The following is a 24744-nucleotide window of genomic DNA, read 5'->3' as shown; positions in this document are numbered from 1 at the left end:
TGGGCCGCCCGGCGGCGCGAGGATTCCGCGATCTCGCAACGATGTCTCCGGTTGCTCAGGCACGACAAGGATATTTCGGATACTGCATTCCGTATGTAAAATCGCAGCGAAGTGGAGGGGAGTACTCCTTCGCGGCCGCGTCGTCATCACGGACCCGCCTCGGGGCCCGGCGCGGTCGGTCCGCAAGGATGCGGGCGGAGAAGACCTCCGACGGACGTGTCAACGCCAAGTCGGAGGAGCGCTTATGCCCCCACCTATGTCCGTGCCCGCCTGGCTCTGGGTGGCCACGATCGCCACCCTGCTCGGGCTCATCATCCTCGACCTGGTCATCGTCAACAGGAGACCCCACAAGGTCACGATCGCCGAGGCGACGCGATGGATCGCCTTCTACATCGCCTGTGCCGTCCTCTTCGGCGCGGGAGTGTGGATCTTCGGCGGCGGCGAGTACGCGGCTTCCTATCTCACCGGTTACATCACCGAGTACTCGCTGAGTGTCGACAACCTGTTCATCTTCATGATGATCATGGCGAGCTTCGCCGTGCCCGCGATCCACCAGCACCGCGTGCTGCTCATCGGGATCATGATGGCGCTGGTCATGCGTGGGATCTTCATCGGCGTGGGCGCGCAGGCAGTACAGCGGTTCAGCTGGGTGTTCTGGCTCTTCGGCGGCATCCTCATCTACACCGCGTGGAAATTCGCCTTCAGCAACAACGACGACGAGGAGTACGACCCCAACGGCGGCGTCGTACGGCTGGTGCGCAAGCTGTTCCCGGTCACCGACGAATACCACGGCTCGCGGCTGACCATCAAACGGGACGGCCGACGCTGGCTGACGCCCATGTTCATCGTCATGATCGCCATCGGCGGCGCGGACCTGGTCTTCGCGGTCGACTCGATCCCCGCCATCTTCGGCATCACCCAGGACGCCTATCTGGTCTTCGCGGCCAACGCGTTCGCGCTGATGGGACTGAGACAGCTCTACTTCCTGCTCGGCGGCCTGGTGGAGAAACTCGTCTATCTCGCCTACGGCCTGGCGGTCATCCTCGGCTTCATCGGCGTGAAACTCGTCCTGCACGCCCTGCACGAGAACGAGCTGCCGTTCATCAACGGCGGTGAGCATGTCACCTGGGTCCCCGAGATCAACAACTGGGTCTCGCTGGCCGTCATCGTCACCGTGCTCGGTGTCACGACGGTGGCCAGCCTGCTCAAGTCCAGGCGGGACGCGAGCCAGGAAACCGAGCCGCAACCAGAGCCGGGGCCGGATCCCGAGCCGGATCCGGCGCGCAACTGACCGTGGGAGCAGGCTCGCCGCCGTGGCCCCACGCCCGGCGGCGACCCGCTGACCAGCCGTGAACGCGTTCGAACGCGGTTCAGGGTGGGTGTCACGCCGAGTAGCCCGTCACCCGATGCGGGGTGAGCCGGATCACGACGCGAACCTTGGCTGGAGGGAGCCGGCGGTATTCCTCGCCGGCTCCCTGACCCTCGTACTTCTCCGCCGGCTCGCGTCGCGCGGCACGAAGCGTGAACGGATCGCTCGGCGGTGCCCTGGGGCCGGTCAGGGGTTCGTGGTCGCCGCGAGCGTGCTTCCTGCTCACCCAGTCGCGTGCCTTCACCCTGGCGCTGATCCAGTTGCTGCGCCTGTACCTGGACGGCGCGGGGCCGGGCGAGGCGTCCGGCTGGATGGCCGGGCTCGCCGACCCGGTCGTGGCGCCGGCGCTGCGGGCCATGCACGCCCGGCCGGCCCACGCCTGGACGGTGGCCGAGCTGGCCGGGGTCGCGGCGGTGTCCCGCTCGACCCTCGCCGCCCGGTTCAAGCAGGCCATCGGACAGGGCCCGATGGACTATCTGACCGGCTGGCGGATCGAACTGGCCGCCCACCGCCTGCGCCGTGGCGACGAGACGGTGGCGGCGATCGCCCGCGAGGTCGGCTACGGCTCCGAGGGCGCGCTGAGCAACGCGTTCAAACGGATCACCGGCGCGTCCCCCCGCGACTACCGCCGCGCCGCAAGCCCCCGAAGCACGCCCGCGCAGGCAGAGGGACCCTGAACCCCATACCCCGGTAGAAAGTTACTTAGGACACACAAGTATGTTGTTGCCCTAAGCAACCACATGGAGATGGAGGTGGCACGCCGTCGGACGAACATCTGCGGAGCGCTGCTTGTCCGGCTGAGCGATGTCATCCAGTGATCAGCATGCTCGGACACGATCTGCCGTGATCCCCTGATAGACGGCTGACGTCTGGCCCCCTGCCGACGTCTCTGACGACACTTTCGACGACCGAACCAGCGAGGAGATCGCCGATCTCATGCCCCCTCTCGCCAGGTCGCACCAGTTTTGACGCGCACCGTGCCCGCGTATCGCATCCCTCCAGCACGGTTCAGACAGTGAAAGGAAATTGATGACAACCGCAGTACGGGCCGAGGCCCGGGGGGCTGCACCCGAACCGGACGCGCCGATGACGCATCGGCAGATCCTGGAGGCGCTCTCAGGACTGCTGCTAGGCCTGTTCGTGGCCATCCTGTCCACGACCGTGGTGTCGAACGCGCTTCCCACGATCATCTCCGACCTGCACGCGACCGAGACCACCTACACCTGGGTCATCACCGCCGAACTGCTCGCCACCACGGTCACCACCCCCCTGTGGGGCAAGCTCGCCGACCTGGTGAGCAAGAAGGTCCTGGTCCAGCTCGCGGTGATCATCTACGTGGTCGGCTCGGCTGCCGGCGGCCTGGCCGAGAACCCGGCGATGCTCATCAGCGCCCGTGTCGTCCAGGGCCTCGGCGTCGGCGGTCTCACCGCCCTGGTCCAGGTCATCATGGCGGCGATGATCTCCCCGCGCGAGCGGGGACGCTACTCCGGTTACATCGGCGCCACCTTCGCCCTGGCCACCGTCGCCGGGCCGCTGATCGGCGGCGTCATCGTGGACACCGACTGGCTCGGCTGGCGCTGGTGCTTCTACGTCGGCGTGCCCTTCGCGATCATCGCGCTGATCGTGCTGCAGAAGACCCTGCGCCTCCCCGTGCTCAGGCGCGAGGTCTCGATCGACTGGTTCGGGGCCATCCTGTTCTCCGCGGCGACCTCGCTCATCCTGATCTGGGTCTCCTTCGCCGGCACCGAGTTCGACTGGCTCTCCTGGCAGACCGCGGCGATGATCGCCGGCGCGCTGTTCCTCGCCGCGATCTTCATCTTCGTGGAAATGCGGGCGAAGGACCCGCTCGTCCCGCTGCGCCTGTTCGCCAACCGGGCCATCAGCCTGTCCGTGCTGGCCAGCATGATGGTCGGCGTCGCCATGTACGGCGTCACCACGTTCCTCAGCCAGTACTTCCAGCTCGCCCGGGGCGAGACGCCGACACATGCCGGGATCATGACCCTGCCGCTGATCGCCGGGCTGGCCCTGACGTCGACGATCGTCGGCCTGATCATCAGCCGTACCGGCCGCTGGAAGATCTTCCTGGTCCTCGGCGGCCTGTTCCTGGCGGCCGGGCTCATCCTCGCCAGCACGCTGCGCTACGACACCGAGTACTGGCAAGCCGCGATCTTCATGTTCCTCATCGGCGTCGGCGTCGGCATGGTCATGCAGAACCTGGTCCTCGCCGTGCAGAACCAGGTGCGGCTCACGGACCTCGGCGCGGCCAGCTCGGTGGTGGTGTTCTTCCGCACGCTCGGCGGTACGGCCGGTGTCGCCGCGCTCGGCGCCGTCCTGACCAACCGCGTCGCCGAGTACACCGAGGACGGCCTGGCCGACCTCGGCATCAAGGGCGGGCCGGTCAGCGACGGCTCGATCCCGAAGCTGGCCGCACTCCCCGCCCCGGTACGCGAGGTCGTGCAGACCGCGTTCGGCCACGGCGTCGGCGATCTCTTCCTGTACGCCTCGCCGCTGGCGGTCCTGGCGCTGCTCATCGTGCTCTTCATCAAGGAGGTTCCCCTGCGTACCTCCAACGACGCCCCCATCGCCGAGTCGCCCTCGCCCCAGCCGGCGGTCCCCGGCCGGCACGCCCAGCGCGCGCAGGACCTCGACCGGCCGGAGCTGGTCACCGTGAGCGCGAGCGCCGGGCAGCACGAGCAGAACGGCCTGGCCGCCCTGCCGCTGCGCGTCCCGAACGTCGCCCACGCCTCGGCCGGCCAGCCCCGGCAGCCGCAGGACCTCGGCGGCACCGGCATCCGAGGCTTCGTCCGCGGCGCCGACGGGATGCCGGTGCCGCACGCCAACCTCACCCTGATCGACGTGGGCGGCCACCAGCTCGGCCGGACGGCCACCCAGACCGACGGCTCGTACGCGGTGCCCACCCCGGGCAGCGGCACGTACGTCCTCATCGCCTCGGCCAGCGAGCACGACCCGCAGGTCGCGACGCTGGTCGTCGGTGACCGGCCGCTCGACTTCGACCTGGTGCTCAGCGGGTCGGGCAAGCTCAGCGGCACCGTACGGGACCTCACCGGCAACCCGGTCGCCCAGGCGATGGTCATCGTGACGGACTCCCGCGGGGAAGTCGTCATCACGGGCCTGACCAAGGCCGACGGCACGTACGGCTTCAGCGGCGTCGTCGCCGGCACCTACACGATCACGGCGAGCGCCGAGACGCACCGGCCGACGGCCGTGCCGGTGGAGGTCGGCACCGGCCAGACCACGCAGGACCTCACCCTGCGGGCGGCCGCGCGGATCCGCGGCACGATCCGGGTCAAGGGTGCGGACCGGCCGCTCGCGGACGCACGGGTCACCCTCCTCGACGGGACCGGCAACGTCGTCGGCACGGCGACGACCGGTGAGGACGGCGAGTACGCCTTCGCCGACCTCACCAGCGGCCAGTACACCGTCATCGCCACCGGGTACCCGCCCCAGGCGAACACGGTCATCCTCACCGGGCAGGGCGACGACGGCCAGGACATCTGGCTCGGCCACTCGGAGTGACAGCACGCCGCCCGGCCGCGTCCCCTGACGCGGCCGGGCCGGCCGGAACGCCAGACCGGCGGCACGCAGCAGCCGCCCAGTGAAACGGCGAGCGCCCCCGAGCCGCCCCGTGTGAGCGCAAAGTCGCCCCGTGCGAAGAGAGTGAAAGCAGGATCCCCATGTACACAGGCCCTCAGGCCCCGGACCACGCGCCAGGAGGCAGGCACGGCCTGCATGCCGAGGTGCGGACGAAGGACGGCTGGGCCGTCAAGCACGCCGTCGTCACCCTGACCGACATGTCCGGCAACCAGGTCGCCCGGGCCGAGGCGGACACCGAGGGCGTGGTCTCCACCGCCCCGCTGCCTCCCGGCGTCTACACCGTCGTCGTCACCGCGGGCGGGTACACGCCCATCGCCTCGACGGCCATCGCCACCGCGGCCGGCACCGCCGACCTGGGCGTCCTCGTCCTCGCCCGGCTGGGCGGGTCGGAGCTGCCGCCGCCCGGCGTGTGGACCATCGACCCGGCGCACTCGAAGGTAGCCGCGACCGCGCAGCACCTCGGCGTGTCCAGCGTGCAGGGACGGTTCACCTCGTTCCGCGGCCGCATCGTGATCGGCGCGACCGCCGAGGCGTCCGGCGTCGTGGCCGAGATCGAGGCCGCGTCGATCGACACCGGCAACCAGACCCGCGACAACCACCTGCGCTCGGCGGACTTCCTCGACGTCGCCGTCCACCGCACGATCTACTTCCGCAGCACCGGGGTGGTTCCCGCGGGTCCGGACCGGTACAAGCTGCACGGCACCCTGAGCCTGAGCGGCATCACCAGGGCGATCGAGCTCGACCTCGCCTACCTCGGCACCAGCCCCGACCCGTGGGGTGGCCTGCGGGTCGCGTTCCGGGCGGTCACCGAGTTGCACCGCTCCGACTTCGCGATGAACTACAACCAGGTGGTCCAGGCGGGGATCTCGCTGATCGGCGCCACGCTGAAGGTCGAACTGGACATCCAGGCCGCCCAGGGCGAGCTGCCCCCGACCGGCTGATCGCCCTGGTGACCACGATGGCCAGCACACCACCTCGCCCACGACCCACCATCGCCCTGGGAGAAACGGTGGTTCCGATGACCGAGACACCGACGGCCGTTCCCGTCGACGAGTTCGAGGCCTATTCCGCGGTGGAGCACCAACTCGGCGTGCTCTTCCGACGATCCCGGGCGCTGTCCGGCAAGATCAGCCGCGCCGTGCATCCGGAGCTGGAGGTCGCCGCCTACAGCCTGCTGGTCCGCATCGAGGAGGTGGCCCCCGCCCGGCCCAGCGACCTCGCCGCCTACTTCGGCGTCGGCAAGGCGACGATCAGCCGCCAGCTCAAGGTGCTGGAGGAGCTGGGGCTGATCCAGCGCGAGCCCAACCCGCGAGACGGCCGCGCCCACTCGCTGAACCTCACCGACGAAGGCCACCAGCGGCTCGACAGCGCGCGTTCGGCCCGCCAGGAACGCCTGTACGCGCTGCTGGCCACCTGGCCGACGGAGGACGTCCGGCTGCTGGGCGGCATGCTGGCCCGCTTCAACGCCCTCACCGACATCTACGGCGAGCCGAACCCCTGACCTGGCCCGCCCTCGAACGGCTGGAGACGCCCCAGCCGCCGTCAACGTTCAGGCAGGTGCAGGTTTGTTGAACAGATGATGAACTTGACGGGCACGCATCGGCTATCCGGGCGGCGTGTTTCGCGGATAACGTTCCGCGAACGTTCGCCGTGCGGTCAAGTGGGCGGGCTACCGAAACGCGGTCTGAGTAGGCAGAATCCAGCGAGCATGGGTTTTGTCAATGGTTGTCGAAAGTAGGACCGCGCGACGATGGAAGCTCGCACTACCAGTGAACGGGGACCGACGGGCGAGCGCAGGCTGTCGTTGCTCTTTCTGGCGCCCTCGCTGATCATCTTCGCGGTCTTCGTCTTCTACCCGCTCGGCCGGACGTTCTACCTGTCCACGATGGGGACCGACATCATCGGCCGCGCCAACAAGTTCGTCGGGCTGGACAACTTCGCGGCCATGTTCACCGACCCGGGCTTCTTCAAGGCGCTGGGCACGACCGCGCTCTTCGTCCTGTTCACGGTGGTGCCGGCCATCGCCGGCGCTCTCGTGGTCGTGCTGCTCCTGGAGTCGCGGATCCACGGGCAGCGGATGTTCCGTACGGTGTTCGCGCTGCCGTTCGCCTTCTCGGTGGCGACCGCGTCGGTGATCTTCGCCCTCATCTACAACCCGGCCGTGGGCATGGCCAACGGCATCCTCGGCCACTTCGGGGTCGAGCGGATCGGCTGGCTCACCGAGCCGGATCTCTCCCTGATCTCGATCTCCATCACCACGATCTGGATGACGCTCGGCTACAACGTCCTGGTGCTCTCCGCCGGGGTCGGCGCGATCCCCACCGAGGTGGTGGAGGCGGCCAGGCTCGACGGCGCGACCGGGTGGCGCCTGCACAGCCGGATCACCATCCCCATGCTGTCCCCGCAGCTCTTCTTCCTCATCGTGATCTCGACGATCCACGCGCTGCAGAGCTTCGGGCAGATCCACATCCTCACCAAGGGCGGTCCCGACGGGGCCACCTCCACACTGGTCTACTGGATCTACGAGAAGGCGTTCAGCTACGGGTCGTCCGACTTCGGTACGGCCAGCGCCGCGGCGATCGTGCTCCTGGTGATCGTGCTGGCCTGCACCGGCGTTCAGTTCGGCGTGCTGGAAAGGAAAGTCCACTACCGATGAGCACCTCCTCCTCGGCGGCGAGCAAGATCATCGTCTATCTCGTGCTCATCGTGTGCGCGCTCCCCGTGCTCTTCCCCCTCTACTACGCGTTCGTCGGCGGCATCATGACGCCGGGTGACCTGGCCAGCTACCCGCCCAAACTCGTCCCTTCGGGCATCGACTTCGGCAACTACGGCGCGGCGCTGGAGACGATCCCGCTGGCCAGGCAGTACCTCAACTCGGCGATCCAGACCGGCATCGTCACCCTGTGCCAGCTCGTGTCGAGCGTGCTGGCCGCGTACGCGTTCGCGTTCCTGCGGATGTGGGCCAAGACGGCGACGTTCGCGCTGTTCATGGTGACCCTGATGGTGCCGTGGGAAGCGATCATCCTGCCCAACTACCTGCTGATCTCGGAGCTGGGCCTGACCAAGGGCCCGCTCACCTACCTCGGGCTGACGCTGCCCTTCCTGGCCCACGCCTTCGGCACGTTCCTGCTCCGGCAGTCGTTCCTGCAGTTCCCGCTCGAAGTGCGCGACGCCGCTGTGATGGACGGATGCGGCCACCTGCGGTTCCTGTGGCGGATCCTGCTCCCGCTGTCGAAACCGGCCATCGCCGCCGTCGGCGTCTACGTGTTCATGACCACCTGGAACCAGTACTTCTGGCCGTTGATCCTGGGCAACGACGACACCTACAAGACCCTGCAGATCGGCGTCTCCATGCTCAACGACGCCGAGTCGTCCAGCCCCACGCTCATCCTGGCCGGGGTCACCCTCGCCCTGCTTCCCACTCTCGCGCTCGTGATCTTCGGGCAGCGCTTCATCATCCGCGGGCTCACCGCCGGCGCGGTGAAGTGATCGTGAACAAGAAACGGAGTTCCCAGATGGCACTACCTCGATCCCGGCGTACGCGCGGCGGGCTGCTGGCCGTCACGGCCGTGCTGTCCCTGGCCCTGACGGGCTGCGGCGGGGGTGACGGCGGCTCGGGTGAGGGTGGCGAGGCCGCGACGGCACCCGGTCCCGAGGCGATCACCGAACCGATCGAGATCGAGTTCTGGCACTCGATGAAGGAGAAGAACGAGCTCGCCATCAAGGCCCTGGTGGACGACTTCAAGAAGGTGAACAGCAAGATCACCGTGAAGCCGGTCTTCAAGGGTGAGTACGACCAGATGGTGGTCGCGTACAAGCAGGCCGTCCAGCAGGGCACCACGCCCCCGCTGGTGCAGATCTACGACATCGGCTCGCGCTTCATGTACGACTCCCAGCAGGTCGTGCCGATGTACAAGTTCATCGAGAAGGACAAGTTCGACCAGAACGCCAACATCGAGCCCAACATCGCCAGCTACTACACGATCAAGGGCAAGCTCTGGTCGATGCCGTTCAACTCCTCGGCACCGCTGCTCTACATGAACGCGGACGCCGTACGGAAGGCCGGCCTGGACCCCGACAACCCGCCGACGACGCTCGACGAGATCGGCGAGTGGGCGAAGAAGCTGACCGTCAACGAGGGCGGGACGGTCAAGCAGTACGGCTTCAACGCCGCGCTCTACGGCTGGTTCGTCGAGCAGCTGATGGCCCAGGACAACACCGAATACTGCGACAACGGCAACGGCAGGAACGGCTTGGCCACCAAGGTGAACTTCGGCACCGGCGCCGGGCCCAAGTTCGCCGCGTGGCTGGCGGACCTGGTCAAGCACGGCTACGCGACCAACACCGGCCGGCCGACCGACCAGGCGCAGGCCGCGTTCAAGACCGGGACCGTGGCCCTGCACCTGGAGTCGACCTCCACCCTGGGCGGGTACACCGAGGCCGCGAAGGGCAAGTTCGAGCTGAAGACCGCGCCGTTCCCCAAGCCGTCCGCCGAGTCCGGCGGTGGCACGATCATCGGTGGTGCCTCCCTGTGGATCAACTCGGTCGGGCACACGGACGCGGAGAAGCGGGCCGCCTGGGAGTTCGTGAAGTTCGCCAACTCGCCTGAGGAGCAGGCGAAGTGGCACGCGGCGACCGGCTACGTGCCGGTCAACCCGCAGTCCAAGTCCAATGACGACCCCAACTTCCAGGTCGCGGTGACGCAACTGCGCGCCCAGCAGCCGTCCCCGGCGACGGCGGGCTGCCTCCTCGGCGTCATGCCGGAAGCCAGGAAGGCGGCCGAGGTCGGCCTGGAGCAGGCCGTCCCGGCGGGCGCCGGCCAGGACGCCAAGGTCGCGGCCGAGCAGGCGATGCAGAACGCGGCCGCCACCCTGCAGTCGCCCATCCAGAAGTACAACGCCAACGTCGGCCAGTAACGGCCGACCCGCCGCGAGAGGGCGGGCGTCCACGACCGGACGCCCGCCCTTCCCGTGGAGCACTCCGAGCACGCGCTCACGCTCCTGGCCGGCGTCAGGTCGTCCAGTCGAGCCGCTCGGCGAGCAGCGCCTGCTGGGCCGGGTTCGCGGTCAGCGCCAGCGCCCGCTCGTCGGCCCGGCGTGCCTCGTCGCGGCGGCCCAGCGCGCGCAGCAGTTCGGCCCGGGTGGCATGCAGCAGCGGATAACGCTCCAGCGCCCGGTTCAGGTCCTGAAGCTCCGCCAGCGCGGCCTCCGGCCCCTTCGTGTACCGCAGGGCGACCGCCCGGTGCAGCCGGGTGACGGGCGAGGGCGCCAGGTGCAGCAGCATGTCGTACAGCACCAGGATCTGCGCCCAGTCGGTGCTCTCGAAGTCGGCGGCCTCGGCATGGCAGGCCACGATCGCCGCCTGCACCTGGTACGGGCCCGGCCGGTGCCGGGCGCGCGCGGCCCGTACCAGCAGGGCGGTCGCCTCCTCGATGGCCTGCCGGTCCCACCGGCCGCGATCCTGGTCGGCGAGCAGCACCAGGCGGCCCTCGGCGTCGAAGCGGGCCGCGCCGCGCGCCCGGTGCAGCCGGATCAGCGCCAGCAGCCCGGCCGCCTCGGGCTCCTTGGGCACCTGGTTGGCCAGCAGCGCGGCCAGCCATTCGGCGTCGTCGACCAGGTCTCGGGCCTGGGCGCGGTCGGGCGTACTGGACAGGTAGCCCTCGTTGAACAGCAGGTAGATGACCGCCAGCACCTCGCCGAGCCGGGCGGGCAGCTCTTCCTGCGGCGGGAGACGGAACGGGATCCCGGCCTCGCCGATCTTCCGCTTGGCGCGGGTGATCCGCTGCGCCACCGTGCTCTCGCCCACCACGAACGCCGCGGCGATCTGCGCCGTGGACAGCCCGCACACCACGCGCAACGTGAGCGCGATCTGCGCGCTGCGCGACAGCGCCGGGTGGCAGCAGGTGAAGATCAACCGCAGCCGGTCATCCGGTACGGCGGGCGCCGGCCAGGTGAGCCGGGCGAGCTTGGCCCGGTAGGTGGACTCGCGGCGCAGCAGGTCCAGGCCGCGCCGCCGGGCCACCGTGAACAGCCACGCGTCCGGCCGGTCCGGCACACCCTCGGCCGGCCAGCGGCGCAGTGCGATCTCGATCGCGTCCTGCACGAGATCCTCGGCGGTGGAGAAGTCGCCGAGCAGCGACACCAGGGACGCGGCCAGCCGACCGGCATGCTCCCGCACCACCCGCGCGAGCGCCTCGTGACTCGCGTCCCCGGGCGCCGGCTCGCGACCCGCGTCCCCGGGCGCCGAATCGCTCATGAGGCCGGGCGGATCTCCACGAGCGGGCAGGCCGGCCAGGAGCGGACCACCTTCAGCGCCTCGTCCAGGTCCGCCACCTCGATCTCGGCGAACCCGCTGACCACCTCCTTGCCCTCCACGAACGGCCCGTCGGTGACCACCGGCTCGCTCCCGCCCAGCCGTACCGTGGTGGCGGTGTGCATCGGCTGCAGGTGCGTGTGATGGGTGATCTTGTCGGAGTGCTCGGCGAACCAGCCGAGCACCGCCTCGTAGGCGGCCTCCCGCTCCAGCTCGCTCATCTCCTCCAGCTCCTTGGCGAACGCCTCGGTCTCGACGAACATCAGCACGTACTTCATTTCCGGTCTCCTCGGGTCGGGGTTCTGTCGTCTGCGCGGCCGGTCGGGCCGCGAGGCTGCCCGGACCGGCTTTCATCTCATAGACGATCGGCGGGCCCCCGGATACGACACCGGCCCCCAGAAGGCGGAGGCCGGCGCCGATCCGCGGCCTTTCCCGCACCCACGGGCGAGAGCACCGGCCGGGTCAGCCCCTCACATCGAGTACCAGCTTGCCCGTGGTGCTCCCGGACTCGATGCGCCGGTGCGCCTCCGCGGCCCGGCTCAGCGGCAGCGTCTCGACCCGTACCCGCAGCTCGCCGCGCGCGGCCGCGGCCACCGCGCGCCGCAGCGCCCGCCCCGCCTGCGCCGGGAAGGCCGCCGAGAACGCGGCCAGGTTGAACCCCGAGACCGTCCTGTTGCTGAACCACAGCTCGTTCGCCGAGATCCCGGCGTCCTCGGCGCCCGAGGCGTTGCCCATCACCACCATGCGGCCCATCAGGGCCAGCCGGTCCAGCCCGGCGCGCCGGGCCGGGCCGCCGACCATGTCGACCACGATGTCGAACTCGCCGGCCTCGGCGATCCGGTCGCGCAGGATCACCTCGTCGTAGCCGAAGCCCCGGGCCGCCTCGATTTTGGCGGCGCTGCCCACCGTGCCAACCACCCGGCCCGCGCCCAGCAGCCGGGCGGCCTGGCCGAGCTGGCTGCCCACGCCGCCGGCCGCGGCGTGCACCAGCACGCTCTCGCCGGGCTCGATCCGGGCCACCCGGTCGAGCACCAGGAACGCGGTGGTGCTGTTGGAGGGGAGCGCCGCGGCGACGTCCAGCCCGAGGCCGAGGCCGTCGAGCGGGGCGACCAGGTCCGCGGAGGTGACGGCGACGCCGGCGTAGCCGCCGCTGTCGACGATCGTCAGGGCGGCGACCGGCTGGCCCACTCGCAGGTCCTCCACGCCCGGGCCGAGAGCGCGGATCCGGCCGGAGACCTCGATTCCGGGCACGAAGGGCAGCGGCACGTCCACCACCCCCTGCCGGTAGAGGATCTCGGCGAAGTTGGCGCCCGCGTAGGCCACGTCGATGGCGACCTGGCCCGGGCCGGGCTCGGGGATCTTCACGTCGGCCAGGCGGAGGACGTCGGCGGTGCCGAACTCGGGGATGATGATCGCCCGCATCATGGTGTTAGTCATGGCAACGATCGTGCGGCAGAAGCGCGTGCCAGGGCAGTGTCAGGTCATCATGGGTGTGCCACCACCAGGCTACGTGCCCATCAGCGCGGCCAGGCGGGCCTCGGTGCCGGTGCCGGGACGGGGGTTGTGCAGGATCAGGTTGTGGCCGGGATGGTCCGGCAGCGGCAGCAGCGTGGCGTCGAAGACCAGCAGTCCGGCCTCGGGGTGGTCCACGGCCTTGACCGCGCTGGTGTGCTCGCCCACGTCGTGGCGCGACCACAGCTCGGCGAACTCCGGGCTCACAGCGGCCAGGTCCGCGGCGATCCGGTCGAACTCCGGATCATCCGGGTAGCGTGCCGCGTCGCCGCGGAAGCCGGCCGCCACGTCCGGGGCGGTCTCGGCCCAGTGCTGGTTCAGGGCCCGGAAGCGGGCGTTGGTGAAGTAGGAGATCAGGCAGTTGTGGTCGGTGTCGCCGTACCCGAAGACCGCACGGGCCGCGTCGTTCATGGCCGTGAAGCTCCAGTGGCGGTCGCGGACGTAGCCCGGCCGCGGCGACCAGGAGTCCAGCAGCCGCTGGAGCTGGGGAGAGACCGGCAGCGACGGCGCGGACGGGGACGGCGGCGGGTTGAGCCCGGCCAGCCGATAAAGGTGCGCGCCCTCGGCGGTGTCGAGCCGGAGCGCGCGGCCGATCGCGTCGAGGACCTCGCCGGACACCTTGATGTCGCGCCCCTGCTCCAGCCACGTGTACCAGGACACCCCGACCCCGGCCAGCACCGCGACCTCCTCGCGCCGCAGTCCCGGCGTCCGCCGGCGTCCCGCCTCCGGCAGCCCGACCTCGCCGGGCGAGAGCCGCTCCCGGCGGCTGCGCAGGAACTCGCGCAGCTCGGCACGGCGTCGGTCACGTCGGACGGGGGAGTTCGGACTGGCCATGCCCCCACGATATGCGGGGCCCGCCACCCCGAGGTCGCGCCGCCGGTCGCCAGGAGGGCGTCGGCCTCGGCCCGTACGACGGGGAAGCTGTCGCGAGGCGGGCTCAGCGCGTGCCGACGTCGCGCGTGATCCCGCCGGAGACGGCCTGGAGTTTGTCCGGGTTGGCGGTGTTGTGGATGGCGGTGATGCGGCCGTCGGCGTCGAAGTCGAACGTGACCGTGGCGATCACCCGGCCCGCTGAACACCATGCCGGGGCCGCCATTGAGCTCGACCGGCCTCGCCGTGATGTCGGCGGGCTCGACGCCCTGGTAGGTGACCGTGCCGATGGCGGCGAACCAGGCGGCCACCGTGCTCGCGCCGACGACCGGGCGCATGGCCTGACGCACCTTGCCCCCGCCGTCGGTCCACAGGGTGACGTCGGCGGGGACGCTCTCCCCGCCCGCCAGCTCCACCGCGCCAGGCGTCACCTTCACGACCTCGACCCCGCCGCGTACCCGGACCCGCAGGCGCTCCAGCGCGGACCGCAGGTACGCCCGGGCCCTCGGGTTCATGGTCGTCCCGGGCTCCTGGCGGCTCAGCAGCACCACGTTCAGCTCCGGGTACCGCTCGGCGATCTCCGCGGCCGACTCGACGCCGGTCAGCCCGCTGCCGCCGACCACCACGGTGCCGCCGCCGCCGAGCCGGGCCAGCCGGGCCGCGAGCTGGATCGCCGCGGCCATGCCCGCGTATCCCGCGCCCAGGATCAGGAGGTGATGCGGGCCGGCCTTGTGCTGTGCGCTCATCGTCGTACTCTCCATGTCTGTCTCGCCGTGCTGACGACCAGGAGATGCGGGCGGCCAGGCGGTTCGTGACATGAGCCGGATGTGACGCGCGTCACATCTGGCCGGGTGGTGAGGAGGGACACACAGCGAGAGGTCCGAAGGCCGCCAGCGGGCGGCCCCTTCGTGCGGCGAGGGTGAAGACCATGAGTTCAACTGTGGACACCCATATCCGTATTGAGCCGAACATCCTCTACTTCGGCACGCCCGTCGTTCTGATCTCCACCCTCAACGAGGACGGCACGCCCAACCTGGCCCCCATGTCGTCCGCCTTCTGGCTGGGGTGGCGGGCGATCCTGGGGCTGGGAGGCGGGTCCAAGACCGCCGAGAACCTGCGCAGGACCGGCGAATGCGTGCTGAACCTGCCATCCGACGCCATGGCCCCGGCCGTCGACCGGCTCGCGCTCACGACCGGTTCCGACCCCGTTTCCGAGCGCAAGCAGAAGCGGGGGTACCGGTACGTGCCGGACAAGTTCGGGAGGGCCGGGTTGACCGACGTGCCGTCCGAGACGGTGGCGCCGCCCCGGGTGGCCGAGTGCCCGGTCAACATGGAGGCGGTCGTGGAGGCGGTGCATCCCGTGGGTGAGAGCGGGGTGCTGGCGTTCGAGGTACGCGTCCAGCGGGTCTGGGCGCACGAGAGGATCCGCCTGGCGGGGACGAGCGACCACATCGACCCCGACGCCTGGCGGCCGCTGATCATGAGCTTCCAGCAGCTCTACGGGCTGGGCCCGCGGGTGCACCACTCCACGCTGGCGCAGATCCCGGAGCGGCTCTACCGCACCCCCGACCTAGACCGGGCGCGCACCGTCTAGCAGGGCCAGCCAGCTCCGGCCGGCGCAGAGGCGGCTGATGTCCGCGTGCGGGAGCCACTCGGCGTGGGTGCTCTCCGAGCCGGTCGGCGGGCGGGTGGGGGCCCCGGGGCGCGGTAGGCGGGCCCGGAACATCACCATGTAGGTGAGGGGCGCGTAATGGTAGTCGGCCGGGGGCGGTTCGAGGAGCTCGACGCGTTCCCAGGCGAAGACGGACAGGTCAGACGGGGTGAGGCGGAGGCCGGTCTCCTCATAGAGCTCGCGGGCCGCGGCTTCTGGTGCGGTCTCGCCGGGGTCCAGGTGGCCGCCGGGGATGTCCCAGCCGCGGCCCTCGCGGTCTATGCAGGTCAGCAGAGTACGGCCGATCTGGTCGGACACGAATGCGAACGCGCAGGTGGTCTGGTCCACGGGCGGGAGGGCCGGGGAGAGGATCAGGTCCAGGCGGTGTGCCACGGGGATCCAGGGCACTGTGTGGGTCGCGATCACACGGGTCATGACCCACATTCTCGCCGAAAGCGGATGGTCAGACGCCTCGGCGCATCGCCCGGTTGCCCAGGTAGAGGCCGATCGCGGCGACGGCGCAGGCGGCGGCGGTCCCGTACAGGACGGAGGGGTCGAGGAGGTCGCCCGCGAAGAGCGCGCGCTGGGCGTCGACGACGTAGGTGACGGGGTTGGCCTGCCCGACCACGCGGAGCCAGGTCGGAGCGGTCTCCAGGGGGAGCAGCACGCCCGAGAGGAGCAGCAGCGGGAACAGGACGGACTGGCTGACGATGTAGAACAGGGTGCCGCCCGGGGCCGACTTGATGGCCAGCACGAACGAGAGCGAGCCCAGGCCGACCCCGAAGACGACGAGCTGGATCAGGCCCAGCACGACTCCCGCCGGAAACAGCTCGAAGCCCATGGGCATGGCCAGCAGGATGATCAGCACGGTCTGGGTCAGCAGGACCAGCATGTCTTTCAGCGTCCGGCCCACCAGCATCGCCGTGCGGTTCAGCGGAGTGACCAGCAGGCGTTCCATCGAGCCGCCGATCAGCTCCACCAGCAGCGTGTAGCCGGCGGCCATGGGGCCGGTCAGGCACATCATGACCAGGATCCCCGGCACGAACCACTGCCACGACGAGCCGACCGCCCCGTCCAGAAGCGACCCGAACAGGAACAGGAACAGCAACGGCTGCCCCATCTCGAAGATCAGGCCGGTGGGATCGCGCCGGGCCGGTGCGAACTCGCGGGAGAAGACGGTGGCGGTGTCACGCAGGAATGTCATCATCGGTGAGGCTTCTCCCGGTGAGAGTGAGGAACACGTCGTCGAGGGTGGGTCGGGTGGTCTCGGCGGTGGCGACCTTGATGCCGGAGCCGTCCAGGGTTCTGAGGTAGTCGGGGAGCGCGGCCGCCGCGTTGGGGACCTTGACGCGGACGGTCGTGCCCTCGGCGGTGCCGCCCGCCACGCCCACGGCCTTGGCGGCGTCCTGCTCCGTGGCCGTGGTGATGGCGATGTGGTCGCCGGCGAGGTCGTTCTTGAGCTGCTCGGCGGTGCCGTCGGCGATGATCACGCCGTTGTCGATGATCACCACCCGTTCGGCCATGCTGTCGGCCTCCTCCAGGTAGTGGGTGGTCAGGAACAGCGTCGTTCCGTACGTCTCCCGCAGGCGGAGGATGTGCCGCCAGATCTCCGCCCGGCTCTTCGGGTCCAGGCCGGTCGAGGGCTCGTCGAGGAAGAGCAGGTCGGGGCGGTGGATGAGGCCGAGGGCGATGTCCAGGCGGCGGCGCTGGCCGCCGGACAGGGTGCCGGGCAGGCGCTTGGCCAGCGGCCTCAGGTCCAGCAGGTCGAGCAGCTCGTCGGCTCTCGTGCTCGCCTGCCTGATGGTGAGGCCGTAGCAGCGGCCCTGGGTGACGAGCTCGTCGTGGACTCGGAAGTTCTCGCCCGCGCCGTTCTGCTGGCCCACGTACCCGATGCGGGCGCGGACGCCTGCCGGGTCCCCGGCCACGTCGTGGCCCGCCACCATGGCCGTGCCCGAGGTGGGCGGCAGGAGCGTCGTGAGCATGCGCAGGGTGGTGGATTTGCCGGCGCCGTTCGGGCCCAGGAAGGCGACGAGCTGGCCGGCTTCGACGTCGAGGTCGATGCCGCGTACGGCTTCGACGGTCTGCTTCTTGACTTTGAACACGCGGGTCAGTCCCCGGGTATGGATCATGGTCGGCTTCCTCCGGGCATGGCGAAGAAACCCCAGGTCGGGGGCTCGATTGAGGATCGGGTCCAGTTTGTGCTGGAGGGCCGGGCTTTGGCAAACGTGAATGTCACGTATACAAACGCCTCTGACCTGCGGAAACGATGTTCCCGGCGTCGGCCCTGCGGTGGTGGGTTTGGTGGTCTGAGGTGCGGGTTTCCCGGGATCGGAAAAAACTTTCGGCACACGGGGGGTACGGGCTTTGGCAGCATGTCCGAGCATGTTGTGCGTGCTCGTGAACGGGTTGCCGGGTGCCGGGAAGACCACCGCCGCGCGGGGGCTGGGGCGGGTCCTCGGGCTCCCGGTCTCAGCAAGGACGATCTCAAGGAGACGCTCGCCGGGATGCTCGAAAGTCCCGGCGGGGTCGGCGAGCGGGAGTGGAGCAGGCGGCTGGGGGCGGCCGCGGGCGAGAGCCTGCCACCCGCCTTGGCCAGGAGCCGGTACGAGCGGCGCGAGCGGCACCCGATCCACCTCGAATGCCGAGGTCGGTGACGAGCGCTGGGCCGAATGGGTGGCGGGAGCGCGGCCGCTGGGTTTGGGGGCGGTGTTCCGAGTCGATACGTCTATATCGGTTGATATTTCTGGACTTGCGGAATTATGTACCGCTCCGCAATGATCTCCGGCGTGAAGCGTTTACTGTCATTAGTGGTAATTGCAGGGATTGGGATGGGTGGTGCCGGGGCCGCCGAGGCGGCCGATGGCATTACCGGAGTCGACGTCAGCAACTGGACCGGCGAGATCGACTGGGGAGGCGTCTCCTCGGGCGGCGGGAGGTTCGCGTTCGTGCAGGCCACCGAAGGCACGAACTATCGCAACCCGAGCTTCGACGCCCAGTACGGCGGCGCCGCCGCGGCCGGGCTCATCCGGGGCGCTTATCACTTTGCGCAACCGCACGAATCCGATGGGACAGCGCAGGCCGACTATTTCCTGCAGAACGGCGGTAACTGGGTCAGCGACGGTCTGACCCTGCCGGGGGTGCTCGATATCGAGGACAATCCGTACAAGGACCGGAACGGCAAGAACAGCTGTTATGGCCTGTCCGTGGCGGACATGGTGACCTGGATCAAGGACTTCACGAAGAAGTACCACTCCGAGACCGGGCGCCAGGCGATCATCTACACCACCACGAGCTGGTGGCAGACGTGCACCGGCGACTCCGACGCCTTCAAGGCCAACCCGCTGTGGCTGGCCCGGTGGGGCACCGATCCCGGCGAGCTGCCGAAGAGCTGGAAGAAGTACACGTTCTGGCAGTCGGCGGAGAAGGGACCGCTGGCCGGTGGGGGCAACGCGTACAACGGCTCGGAGTCCCAGCTCGCGGAGCTGGCCAACCCGCCGGCGGAGGTGACGGTCTCGGGCGCGGCCAAGAGCCGGAAGACCTACACGGTGACCCTGTCGAACACCGGCCCGCATCCCGTCAAGGACGTCAAGGTCTCGGGGCGGACCTTCGGGGGGCATCGGGTGGTGAAGGCGTCGGGGTGCAAGTTCAGCGGTACGGCCGTGTCGTGCACGCTCAAGGAGCTGGCCCGGGGGCAGAAGAAGACCTTCACGGTCACCACGAATGCCAAGGTAAAGGGAACAGTCGGCATGAACTTCACCGTTGGCTCAATAAAGGTCACCCTTAAGGCCGGATAATCCCCGGCACCGCACCAAAGGGGGCGTGATGAGGCGGCGGTCGGCTGTGACGGCAGCGGCCGCCCTGTGCCTGCTGGCCGCCACCGCCTCCGTACCGCTGGATTGGCACCTGCCCGCCCGCATCGTCCGGGCGTCCTACGAGATCGAACGCCTCGGGTTCGTCTACTCATGGGGCGGTGGGCACGCGGCGGACCCCGGCCCGTCGCTGGGGACGTGCGTGGGATATCGGGGAAAGATCCGGCCATGTCCGGCGGCCGACACCCTGGGACTGGACTGTTCGGGGTTCTCCAGATGGGTTTACGCGCTGGCGTACGGGGAGGACGTGCTGGGGCCGGGGAACACCGATGAGCAGGTGCGGCGACTGCGCCGGGTGGACGTGGGGCGGCCGGGGGATCTGGTGTTCTACGGGCAGGTCACGGAGAAGTCCATCAACACGCATCATGTGGGGGTGTATCTGGGCGGGGGGAAGATGATGGACTCGCCGTACACCGGGATGGTGGTGCGCATCGACCCCGTTGGGGGACGCAAGGACTTCGCGGGGTTCTACCGATACTGAGCCGAGGCGCACCGTCCCCACCGCCTCCGCCACGCCGCCTGACCCCACGCCAGTTCGTGCCGCTCCCGCTGTCCGCGCCGTCTTGCGCTGCCTCGCGTCGGGAAGGTGGCCCGCCCGGAGACCTGCCACACCTTGGTCCGCCGTTCACCCCCGCCACCCTGGACAAGATCGAGCAGCTCAAGGCCGTGTACGTCCTGACACTGACGTCCGCCCGACGCGCACCGGCTGACCGAGCGAAGAGCGGCGCTCAACACACGCTCACCGGGCGACTGCCGGTCACGCTATCGCCCGAGGGAGGCGTTCGGCCACGGAGGTCATCAGCGCAAACGAGAAACGCCCGACTCCACCGGCCAGCGGATTCGGGCGTTCTTTCTGCTCATGGTGCGAGCCCCCAAACGGAATCGAACCGTTGACCTTCTCCTTACCATGCAGATTCGGCCAGATAGCCGACCAGCCCGAACGCGCTAAGACGCAGGTCAGGGTGGCAGACTTTGGCAGCCAGTGGCAGGCAAGGGAGATCGTTGGCAGCGACCCGTCGCGAATCCGTCGCGAACCACAAACGATCTCCCCGCCTCGTCCACGATGGCCCCCTTAACCCGCTCGCGATGTAGGGAATTCGAGGACCTCTCCGCGCGCATCGAACGGAGCGATCGGCTCCCGCTCCCCGTCCCGGAACGGAGCCAGCAACTCATCCAAGACCGCGACCGGAGAGCGGAGACCGAACCACGCCCGCCGCGCCAGCGCGTCCTGCCACAGCCGCTCCAACTGCTCCCGCAGCCACGCCCGCGACTCCCGTGACACATGCGTGTACGTCCCGCGCATCCCGCGCATCTCCGGCGAGGCGTGCCCCATCCGGTCATCGCGAAGCTGTAGGGGTGTCCCCAGATCCATCAGCCACGTCGAGTGCGCGTGCCTCAGGCCATGCGGAGTCAACCCCTCCATGATCGGCACCCACGACGCCACCGGGGCATGCTCAGACACGTACCGGGAGCGGACGAACAGATCCAGGATGGCGTCCCGGGTCAGGTCGTGCGCCTGCCCGTCAGGGATGCCCTGTGCGATAGCGAACGCCACGAGGTCGGCCCGGGAGGACGCGGCGTTGATCCCGAGGTTCAGTGGGCGCCGCTGGTAGCCCCTGACCCGCTGAGGCTCGTACGGCTGACCGGCCACCGCCGCCGGCCAGGCGGGGAGCGGCGAGCCAGGCCACGACGTGTCCAACTCCACCAGAACCGGGCGATACCTGGAGCAGTCCTTCCCCTCCTTCCTGTCCTCCTCGCGATTCGCTGCCGTCCCACGCCTGCCCTTCGACGTCGGATACCAGCCGTCAGCGGCAGGGTCGAACACGCGGCGCGCGAAGTTCGAGTTCCGCAGATGTCCGCCCCGGTCACCGAGAAACACGAACCCGCCGCCCCCCTGGCAGGGCTGCTCCTTCTGCCCCTCGATCGTCACCGGCTTACACCGGCAGCGCTGGTCGGGGTGGGCGGCGATCTGCCGGTTCAGCAGGCTTTGCAGGAACGGCGGGATATCGACGTCCCGGTTGGAGTCGTCCTTGGGCGGGCCGAGGTAGAACTTGCCGCCATCCTCGATCAGCTGCCAGTCGACGCGGATCCTGCCGAGCTTGACGAGCCCGCGTTGCAGCCCGATCCCTTCGCCGTACCGCAGCGCACCCCAAGCGACCGTGACACCGAAGATGAACTCGTCGTCCCGCCCCGACAGAACGCCCATCCGCTCGGACAACACGAGCGCCTCGAACGGTGTGATGGCACTCTTCTCACTGCCGCGGCCCGCAGTGCCCACGCCGGAACGGCGTCCTCGGTGCCGCTGCCGCAGCGCCGGGTTCGCGTCGATGAGCTTCTCGATCACCGCATCGCCGAGCAACGTCGCCAGCCGGGTACGGGCGCCGCCGGCCACCCCGTCACGCGCATACCCGGCCTTGATCATGCGCTGCTCCCACGCGTTGACGTCAGAAGCCTTGATGTCCTTCAGCTTCCAATGCCCCCACTCGGGCAAGACGTGCGCCCGGAACAGGTAGGCGTAGTTGCCGCGGGACCGCAGGCCGACGTCGAGCCCTTCCCACCAGCGGGCGAACCACTCGTTCACGGTGATGTCGTCGTCTTCCGGGGCGGGTTCCGGCTCGGGTTCTTTCTTGCGTTTACGCGAGTAGTCGGGGGCGAGCCCTCGTCGTTCGAGGTCTTCCATCCACTCGCCCCAGGCATCCGCCGCGGCGCCGTCCGCCCAGTGTTGATTGGTGTCGGGGTGGCGGGACTTGGTCCCGTAGGTGCCGTCTGCTCGCTTCCATCGGGCGACGATCACGCCGTCCGCGCGTACTTGGTGAAAGGCCATGAGGGTGGTCCTTCAACTGAGGGTTGCCGGGTTTCAGTGGAGCACACACAGGTCTAGGAGAGGGGGGAGATTCACCTCTATGCCGCAGTCACGGCCGGGTTGCGGCTCGGGCACGGGAGTGGGCGCCGGCTCAGGCGCCGGCTCAGGCGCCGATTCCGGAACGGACTGTGCGCGAGAGGGGTCAGGCGAGGGCTCGCCTTCACTGCTCAAGGCGTCCGTATCCTGCGCCGGCGACTCGGACCGAGCACCTTCGACCTCGGCAGGCTCTCCCTCTCGTTCCGGCGACGGGCCGGGCTGCGCCCTGGTGCGGGACCGTGTCGGTTCAGGCGTGTACCGCGCCGGCGATTGTGTCTGCACGTGAGACGGGGTGCGCCGCGGCGGTTCCCCGAGTTCGGCCGGTCGGAGCGCCGCCGGTGACTGGGTCCGTGGTTTCGTTCTGGTTGTTGGCGTCCTGCTCGGCTTGACCGTTGCCGTCACCGTCGCTGGAGGCTCAGGTGGGAGCGTGACCGTCTGCAGGGCGAGGACAGGAGCCGGCGATACGCGCAGAGGGTCCTCTCGGGCCATCTCGCTGACTCCTGCTGTAGTGACTGCCGCTGCGGCTGTTCCCGCCATCGCGAGGACGACTTGGCGTTTCGCAGACCGGCGTGACCATTCGACGGCGCCGCCGATGAGACCGCCCACCCAGATGATGACGCGCCTGATCGCGCCTTTCGCTTTCGGGTCATCAATATTGATGATCAGTGTCGGATTTTCGTCGTCATCGTCGACACTCATCGACAAAGCGGCGATCTCCCGCTCTAAGCCTTGGCGGCGATACTCCTGAACGTTCTTCGCGCTTTCGTCGCTCACGAGTGTCGCCCCCGCCGCCGATCTCTTTCCGCAATGGCGGTATCGCGCAGGCAGCGCCAGACGGCTGCTTCGCGCTCGGCGTTGCGCCGGCCGATAGGGTGCAAGACCGCCTTGATCGTCATCCCGTCGTATCGGACGACGACGAGCCGGTCTTTACCCTTCGGGGATCGCAGAGCCTGCGTGATGGGCTGGGGTGTTTCCTCCTCCCCGGCGGTGACCGCAGCGACCTCACGCAGGGCTTCGTCACGTTCCACAAACGCGCGTGCCAGCTCTGCCGCCAGCACTCGTTCCCGCCGCGCCGAGGTCCGGCGGAGGATCCGTAACGCCTTGCTGATCATATTGTTGTAGGACGAATCGGTGGATGAAGCTTCGTTGCTTCGTGGGGACGTCAAACCGCCCGCACCTCCTGAGGATGCGCAGTTCGTTTCAATCCCTCGCCGTTATGAGCTGTCGGGATCTATATGTCACGACCGTTCATGTGAACGGTCCAGACCCCTACGCTAATTGTGTTCAATCTGTAACGCGCGTTTTTGGCGTGGTCTAAATTTGTACCAACGTTTCGACGCTATGCGCCCTTCTGGTGGCGGGTGTCGTTGTCCGCTTCGTCGCGGTGCGCTTGGCGCTCCGTGAGCGTGTCCACTTGAGCCCGAAGCTGGCGGATCTCTTCTCGGACCGTAGCCAGGGCGGCGAGCATCGCGGACTCGGCCGGCGTGGGGTCCTTGATCTTTGAGGGGTCCAGTGGGTCGGGCTGCACCTGTCCTGCCGCTGCGGCCGTGAAGCCCGGCAGGGATGCGTCCATGGCGGCCTCGCGCGGGTACACGGAAGCAGTCAGTTCCTCGGGCCCGATGCCCAGGCTGGGGTATCGGGCCTGGAGCGCGATGCCCAGGCCAGCCAGGGTCTCGAACTTGGGCCGGGATGATCCGTTGATCCAGCGGCTCACCTGCGATGGGTTGATGCCCACGAGGCCGGCGAGCTTGGCTTGGTTGAGGCCAGTCGAGTCAAGGATGCGGTCGATGAGCGCCTTGAGTCTGTCGGCTGGCCAGTCAGGCGTCTTGACCATGTGCATGACGATAGAGCCTTGCGCAAGACATGTCTACATTGCGCTTGGCACAAGGTCGCTGGTCTAGGCCCTTTTCGGTCCTATCTGAACCACTACGGACCCCTTACTCCGCAACCTCCGCGATCGGCCCGTGCCAGCGCGCATGCATCGAAGTATTGCGCATGACGCATGCGCGTGCTTAGATGGCGCCACAGACGAAAGGAGGGCCGAGATGGCACCCACCATTCGCCTTCGCCAGGGCGTCAACGAGAAGCTCAAGAAGCATTTCAACTGCTCCACCGATGGAGCCGTTGCCAAGCACATAGGCGTGAACGCCAGTACCTGGAGCCGCGCCGTTAGAAGGGTTGCGGTCCCCGGGCCGAAACTGTCTGACGCGCTGCTGAGCATCGACGGATTCGGCTTCGAAGACCTCTTCGAGATCCACATGGGCGAGCCCGAGCGGGAGTCGGCGTGATCCCGCCGGTGCTTCACGACGTCCACGCGGCGTCAAAGATCGTCAAGCGGAGCCCCAGTTGGCTCTACAAGAAGGGCGCCGCAGGCGAAATCCCCCGCACGAAGATCGGCGGCGGCGTCTTCTGGACCGACGAGCAGTGCGCCCAGATCATCCGCGACGGAGCCCAGCCGAAGCGCCGCAAGCAGCGTGACCAGCAGGTGCAGCGCGAACGCAGACAGGAAGCACCCAAGCGGGAGACGCAGCGCAAGAGCCGGCCTGTCGTCCGCGTGAACGCCGGGAACGTTCCCGTCGCCGACTTCTCCGTTTCTCGCCTGTACAAGAACGGCGGCGCGTCGTGATGGCGAAGAAGCCCCCGTCCC

At 69.0% G+C, this 24744-nt stretch carries 25 protein-coding genes and 1 pseudogene; 14 read left to right on the top strand and 12 right to left on the bottom strand.

The genetic code is table 11. The features are described 5' to 3' along the window. The first annotated feature begins 256 nt into the window (after positions 1-256). The 8 genes from ABGB18_RS11515 to ABGB18_RS11480 all read left to right on the top strand — a co-directional run bounded on the left by ABGB18_RS11515 (position 257) and on the right by ABGB18_RS11480 (position 9900). Complete coding sequence (locus tag ABGB18_RS11515) at positions 257-1291, top strand: TerC family protein (RefSeq protein ID WP_347695428.1); 1035 nt, start codon at positions 257-259, stop codon at positions 1289-1291. 230 nt (positions 1292-1521) lie between these two features. Continuing rightward, the gene (locus tag ABGB18_RS11510; protein ID WP_347695427.1) at positions 1522-2046 is read left to right on the top strand and encodes an AraC family transcriptional regulator; all 525 of its coding nucleotides are present in this window, start codon (positions 1522-1524) and stop codon (positions 2044-2046) included. Between the two features lie 352 nt (positions 2047-2398). Continuing rightward, a complete protein-coding gene (locus tag ABGB18_RS11505; protein WP_347695426.1) occupies positions 2399-4906 on the top strand; it encodes an MFS transporter in 2508 nt (835 codons plus the stop codon). Positions 4907-5064: 158 nt separating this feature from the next. Then, positions 5065-5925 (top strand): YceI family protein, encoded by an 861-nt coding sequence (locus ABGB18_RS11500; protein WP_347695425.1) that lies wholly within the window; start codon positions 5065-5067, stop codon positions 5923-5925. Positions 5926-6002: 77 nt separating this feature from the next. Further along, positions 6003-6485, top strand: coding sequence for a MarR family transcriptional regulator (locus tag ABGB18_RS11495; RefSeq protein WP_347695424.1), 483 nt, complete (start codon positions 6003-6005; stop codon positions 6483-6485). 249 nt (positions 6486-6734) lie between these two features. Further along, positions 6735-7640, top strand: a complete 906-nt coding sequence (locus ABGB18_RS11490) for a sugar ABC transporter permease (protein ID WP_347695423.1) — start codon at positions 6735-6737, stop codon at positions 7638-7640. Continuing rightward, on the top strand, positions 7637-8473 hold the full coding sequence (locus ABGB18_RS11485) for a carbohydrate ABC transporter permease (protein WP_347695422.1): 837 nt from the start codon (positions 7637-7639) through the stop codon (positions 8471-8473). The genes ABGB18_RS11490 and ABGB18_RS11485 overlap by 4 nt, the downstream gene beginning before the upstream one ends. A gap of 26 nt (positions 8474-8499) precedes the next feature. Continuing rightward, on the top strand, positions 8500-9900 hold the full coding sequence (locus ABGB18_RS11480) for an ABC transporter substrate-binding protein (RefSeq protein ID WP_347695421.1): 1401 nt from the start codon (positions 8500-8502) through the stop codon (positions 9898-9900). 94 nt (positions 9901-9994) lie between these two features. Here the strand turns inward: ABGB18_RS11480 and ABGB18_RS11475 are convergent, their stop codons facing one another. The 6 genes and pseudogenes from ABGB18_RS11475 to ABGB18_RS11450 all read right to left on the bottom strand — a co-directional run. Continuing rightward, entirely contained in the window at positions 9995-11239 is a 1245-nt protein-coding gene (locus ABGB18_RS11475) for a DUF6596 domain-containing protein (protein WP_347695420.1), read from the bottom strand. Beyond that, entirely contained in the window at positions 11236-11574 is a 339-nt protein-coding gene (locus ABGB18_RS11470) for a YciI family protein (RefSeq protein ID WP_347695419.1), read from the bottom strand. The genes ABGB18_RS11475 and ABGB18_RS11470 overlap by 4 nt, the downstream gene beginning before the upstream one ends. A gap of 184 nt (positions 11575-11758) precedes the next feature. Continuing rightward, positions 11759-12733, bottom strand: a complete 975-nt coding sequence (locus ABGB18_RS11465; protein ID WP_347695418.1) for a zinc-binding dehydrogenase — start codon at positions 12731-12733, stop codon at positions 11759-11761. A 69-nt stretch (positions 12734-12802) separates the two neighbouring features. After that, positions 12803-13642 carry a helix-turn-helix transcriptional regulator gene (locus tag ABGB18_RS11460; protein ID WP_347695417.1) on the bottom strand — a complete coding sequence of 280 codons (840 nt, stop codon included), beginning with the start codon at positions 13640-13642 and terminating at the stop codon, positions 12803-12805. A gap of 103 nt (positions 13643-13745) precedes the next feature. Continuing rightward, complete coding sequence (locus ABGB18_RS11455; RefSeq protein ID WP_347695416.1) at positions 13746-13871, bottom strand: hypothetical protein; 126 nt, start codon at positions 13869-13871, stop codon at positions 13746-13748. 226 nt (positions 13872-14097) lie between these two features. Continuing rightward, positions 14098-14361 (bottom strand): annotated as a pseudogene (locus tag ABGB18_RS11450) (FAD-dependent oxidoreductase); the annotation flags it as partial. 245 nt (positions 14362-14606) lie between these two features. Between ABGB18_RS11450 and ABGB18_RS11445 the strand changes: the two are divergent. Next, positions 14607-15272: a flavin reductase family protein gene (locus ABGB18_RS11445; protein ID WP_347695415.1), complete on the top strand. Its 666-nt coding sequence runs from the start codon at positions 14607-14609 to the stop codon at positions 15270-15272. Here the strand turns inward: ABGB18_RS11445 and ABGB18_RS11440 are convergent. The 3 genes from ABGB18_RS11440 to ABGB18_RS11430 are packed head-to-tail and all read right to left on the bottom strand — an operon-like array spanning position 15249 to position 17458. Continuing rightward, entirely contained in the window at positions 15249-15764 is a 516-nt protein-coding gene (locus tag ABGB18_RS11440; RefSeq protein WP_347695414.1) for an NUDIX hydrolase, read from the bottom strand. The two genes, ABGB18_RS11445 and ABGB18_RS11440, sit on opposite strands and share 24 nt — an antisense overlap. A gap of 28 nt (positions 15765-15792) precedes the next feature. Then, the gene (locus ABGB18_RS11435; RefSeq protein ID WP_347695413.1) at positions 15793-16536 is read right to left on the bottom strand and encodes an ABC transporter permease; all 744 of its coding nucleotides are present in this window, start codon (positions 16534-16536) and stop codon (positions 15793-15795) included. Then, complete coding sequence (locus ABGB18_RS11430; protein WP_347695412.1) at positions 16517-17458, bottom strand: ATP-binding cassette domain-containing protein; 942 nt, start codon at positions 17456-17458, stop codon at positions 16517-16519. The genes ABGB18_RS11435 and ABGB18_RS11430 overlap by 20 nt, the downstream gene beginning before the upstream one ends. Positions 17459-17833: 375 nt before the next feature. Here ABGB18_RS11430 and ABGB18_RS11425 point away from each other — a divergent pair, with 375 nt between their 5' ends. The 3 genes from ABGB18_RS11425 (at position 17834) to ABGB18_RS11415 (ending at position 19679) form a co-directional block, all read left to right on the top strand. Next, positions 17834-17983 (top strand): hypothetical protein, encoded by a 150-nt coding sequence (locus ABGB18_RS11425; RefSeq protein ID WP_347695411.1) that lies wholly within the window; start codon positions 17834-17836, stop codon positions 17981-17983. 120 nt (positions 17984-18103) lie between these two features. Then, entirely contained in the window at positions 18104-19123 is a 1020-nt protein-coding gene (locus ABGB18_RS11420) for a GH25 family lysozyme (protein WP_347695410.1), read from the top strand. Between the two features lie 28 nt (positions 19124-19151). Then, on the top strand, positions 19152-19679 hold the full coding sequence (locus tag ABGB18_RS11415; RefSeq protein WP_347695409.1) for an NlpC/P60 family protein: 528 nt from the start codon (positions 19152-19154) through the stop codon (positions 19677-19679). A 591-nt stretch (positions 19680-20270) separates the two neighbouring features. On the opposite strand, the gene ABGB18_RS11410 is transcribed toward ABGB18_RS11415, so the two are convergent. From ABGB18_RS11410 to ABGB18_RS11400, 3 genes are all read right to left on the bottom strand, one after another. Continuing rightward, positions 20271-22022 (bottom strand): hypothetical protein, encoded by a 1752-nt coding sequence (locus ABGB18_RS11410; protein ID WP_347695408.1) that lies wholly within the window; start codon positions 22020-22022, stop codon positions 20271-20273. 845 nt (positions 22023-22867) lie between these two features. Further along, positions 22868-23209 carry a hypothetical protein gene (locus ABGB18_RS11405; RefSeq protein WP_347695407.1) on the bottom strand — a complete coding sequence of 114 codons (342 nt, stop codon included), beginning with the start codon at positions 23207-23209 and terminating at the stop codon, positions 22868-22870. A 227-nt stretch (positions 23210-23436) separates the two neighbouring features. Next, the gene (locus tag ABGB18_RS11400; protein ID WP_347695406.1) at positions 23437-23931 is read right to left on the bottom strand and encodes a helix-turn-helix transcriptional regulator; all 495 of its coding nucleotides are present in this window, start codon (positions 23929-23931) and stop codon (positions 23437-23439) included. A gap of 211 nt (positions 23932-24142) precedes the next feature. Here ABGB18_RS11400 and ABGB18_RS11395 point away from each other — a divergent pair, with 211 nt between their 5' ends. Next, positions 24143-24385 carry a hypothetical protein gene (locus ABGB18_RS11395; protein WP_347695405.1) on the top strand — a complete coding sequence of 81 codons (243 nt, stop codon included), beginning with the start codon at positions 24143-24145 and terminating at the stop codon, positions 24383-24385. Continuing rightward, positions 24382-24723 (top strand): hypothetical protein, encoded by a 342-nt coding sequence (locus tag ABGB18_RS11390; protein WP_347695404.1) that lies wholly within the window; start codon positions 24382-24384, stop codon positions 24721-24723. Before ABGB18_RS11395 ends, ABGB18_RS11390 begins: the two co-directional genes overlap by 4 nt. Positions 24724-24744: the final 21 nt, after the last annotated feature.

The organism is Nonomuraea sp. B12E4 (assembly GCF_039871825.1).
In the GTDB taxonomy this organism is placed as follows: Bacteria; Actinomycetota; Actinomycetes; order Streptosporangiales; family Streptosporangiaceae; genus Nonomuraea.
The sequence above is the reverse complement of the archived record's forward strand: the minus strand, read 5'-3'. Positions and strand labels throughout refer to the sequence as shown.

Excerpts from the sequence above, each read along its gene's own strand:
- ABGB18_RS11405 (WP_347695407.1), bottom strand. The coding sequence starts at position 23,209 with ATGATCAGCAAGGCGTTACGGATCCTCCGCCGGACCTCGGCGCGGCGG.
- ABGB18_RS11410 (WP_347695408.1), bottom strand. The coding sequence starts at position 22,022 with ATGGCCTTTCACCAAGTACGCGCGGACGGCGTGATCGTCGCCCGATGG.
- ABGB18_RS11435 (WP_347695413.1), bottom strand. The coding sequence starts at position 16,536 with ATGATGACATTCCTGCGTGACACCGCCACCGTCTTCTCCCGCGAGTTC.
- ABGB18_RS11500 (WP_347695425.1), top strand. The coding sequence starts at position 5,065 with ATGTACACAGGCCCTCAGGCCCCGGACCACGCGCCAGGAGGCAGGCAC.
- ABGB18_RS11395 (WP_347695405.1), top strand. The coding sequence starts at position 24,143 with ATGGCACCCACCATTCGCCTTCGCCAGGGCGTCAACGAGAAGCTCAAG.
- ABGB18_RS11460 (WP_347695417.1), bottom strand. The coding sequence starts at position 13,642 with ATGGCCAGTCCGAACTCCCCCGTCCGACGTGACCGACGCCGTGCCGAG.
- ABGB18_RS11475 (WP_347695420.1), bottom strand. The coding sequence starts at position 11,239 with ATGAGCGATTCGGCGCCCGGGGACGCGGGTCGCGAGCCGGCGCCCGGG.
- ABGB18_RS11465 (WP_347695418.1), bottom strand. The coding sequence starts at position 12,733 with ATGACTAACACCATGATGCGGGCGATCATCATCCCCGAGTTCGGCACC.
- ABGB18_RS11400 (WP_347695406.1), bottom strand. The coding sequence starts at position 23,931 with ATGGTCAAGACGCCTGACTGGCCAGCCGACAGACTCAAGGCGCTCATC.
- ABGB18_RS11470 (WP_347695419.1), bottom strand. The coding sequence starts at position 11,574 with ATGAAGTACGTGCTGATGTTCGTCGAGACCGAGGCGTTCGCCAAGGAG.
- ABGB18_RS11445 (WP_347695415.1), top strand. The coding sequence starts at position 14,607 with ATGAGTTCAACTGTGGACACCCATATCCGTATTGAGCCGAACATCCTC.
- ABGB18_RS11515 (WP_347695428.1), top strand. The coding sequence starts at position 257 with ATGTCCGTGCCCGCCTGGCTCTGGGTGGCCACGATCGCCACCCTGCTC.
- ABGB18_RS11495 (WP_347695424.1), top strand. The coding sequence starts at position 6,003 with ATGACCGAGACACCGACGGCCGTTCCCGTCGACGAGTTCGAGGCCTAT.
- ABGB18_RS11440 (WP_347695414.1), bottom strand. The coding sequence starts at position 15,764 with ATGACCCGTGTGATCGCGACCCACACAGTGCCCTGGATCCCCGTGGCA.
- ABGB18_RS11485 (WP_347695422.1), top strand. The coding sequence starts at position 7,637 with ATGAGCACCTCCTCCTCGGCGGCGAGCAAGATCATCGTCTATCTCGTG.
- ABGB18_RS11420 (WP_347695410.1), top strand. The coding sequence starts at position 18,104 with ATGATCTCCGGCGTGAAGCGTTTACTGTCATTAGTGGTAATTGCAGGG.
- ABGB18_RS11490 (WP_347695423.1), top strand. The coding sequence starts at position 6,735 with ATGGAAGCTCGCACTACCAGTGAACGGGGACCGACGGGCGAGCGCAGG.
- ABGB18_RS11415 (WP_347695409.1), top strand. The coding sequence starts at position 19,152 with ATGAGGCGGCGGTCGGCTGTGACGGCAGCGGCCGCCCTGTGCCTGCTG.
- ABGB18_RS11505 (WP_347695426.1), top strand. The coding sequence starts at position 2,399 with ATGACAACCGCAGTACGGGCCGAGGCCCGGGGGGCTGCACCCGAACCG.
- ABGB18_RS11480 (WP_347695421.1), top strand. The coding sequence starts at position 8,500 with ATGGCACTACCTCGATCCCGGCGTACGCGCGGCGGGCTGCTGGCCGTC.
- ABGB18_RS11430 (WP_347695412.1), bottom strand. The coding sequence starts at position 17,458 with ATGATCCATACCCGGGGACTGACCCGCGTGTTCAAAGTCAAGAAGCAG.
- ABGB18_RS11425 (WP_347695411.1), top strand. The coding sequence starts at position 17,834 with ATGCTCGAAAGTCCCGGCGGGGTCGGCGAGCGGGAGTGGAGCAGGCGG.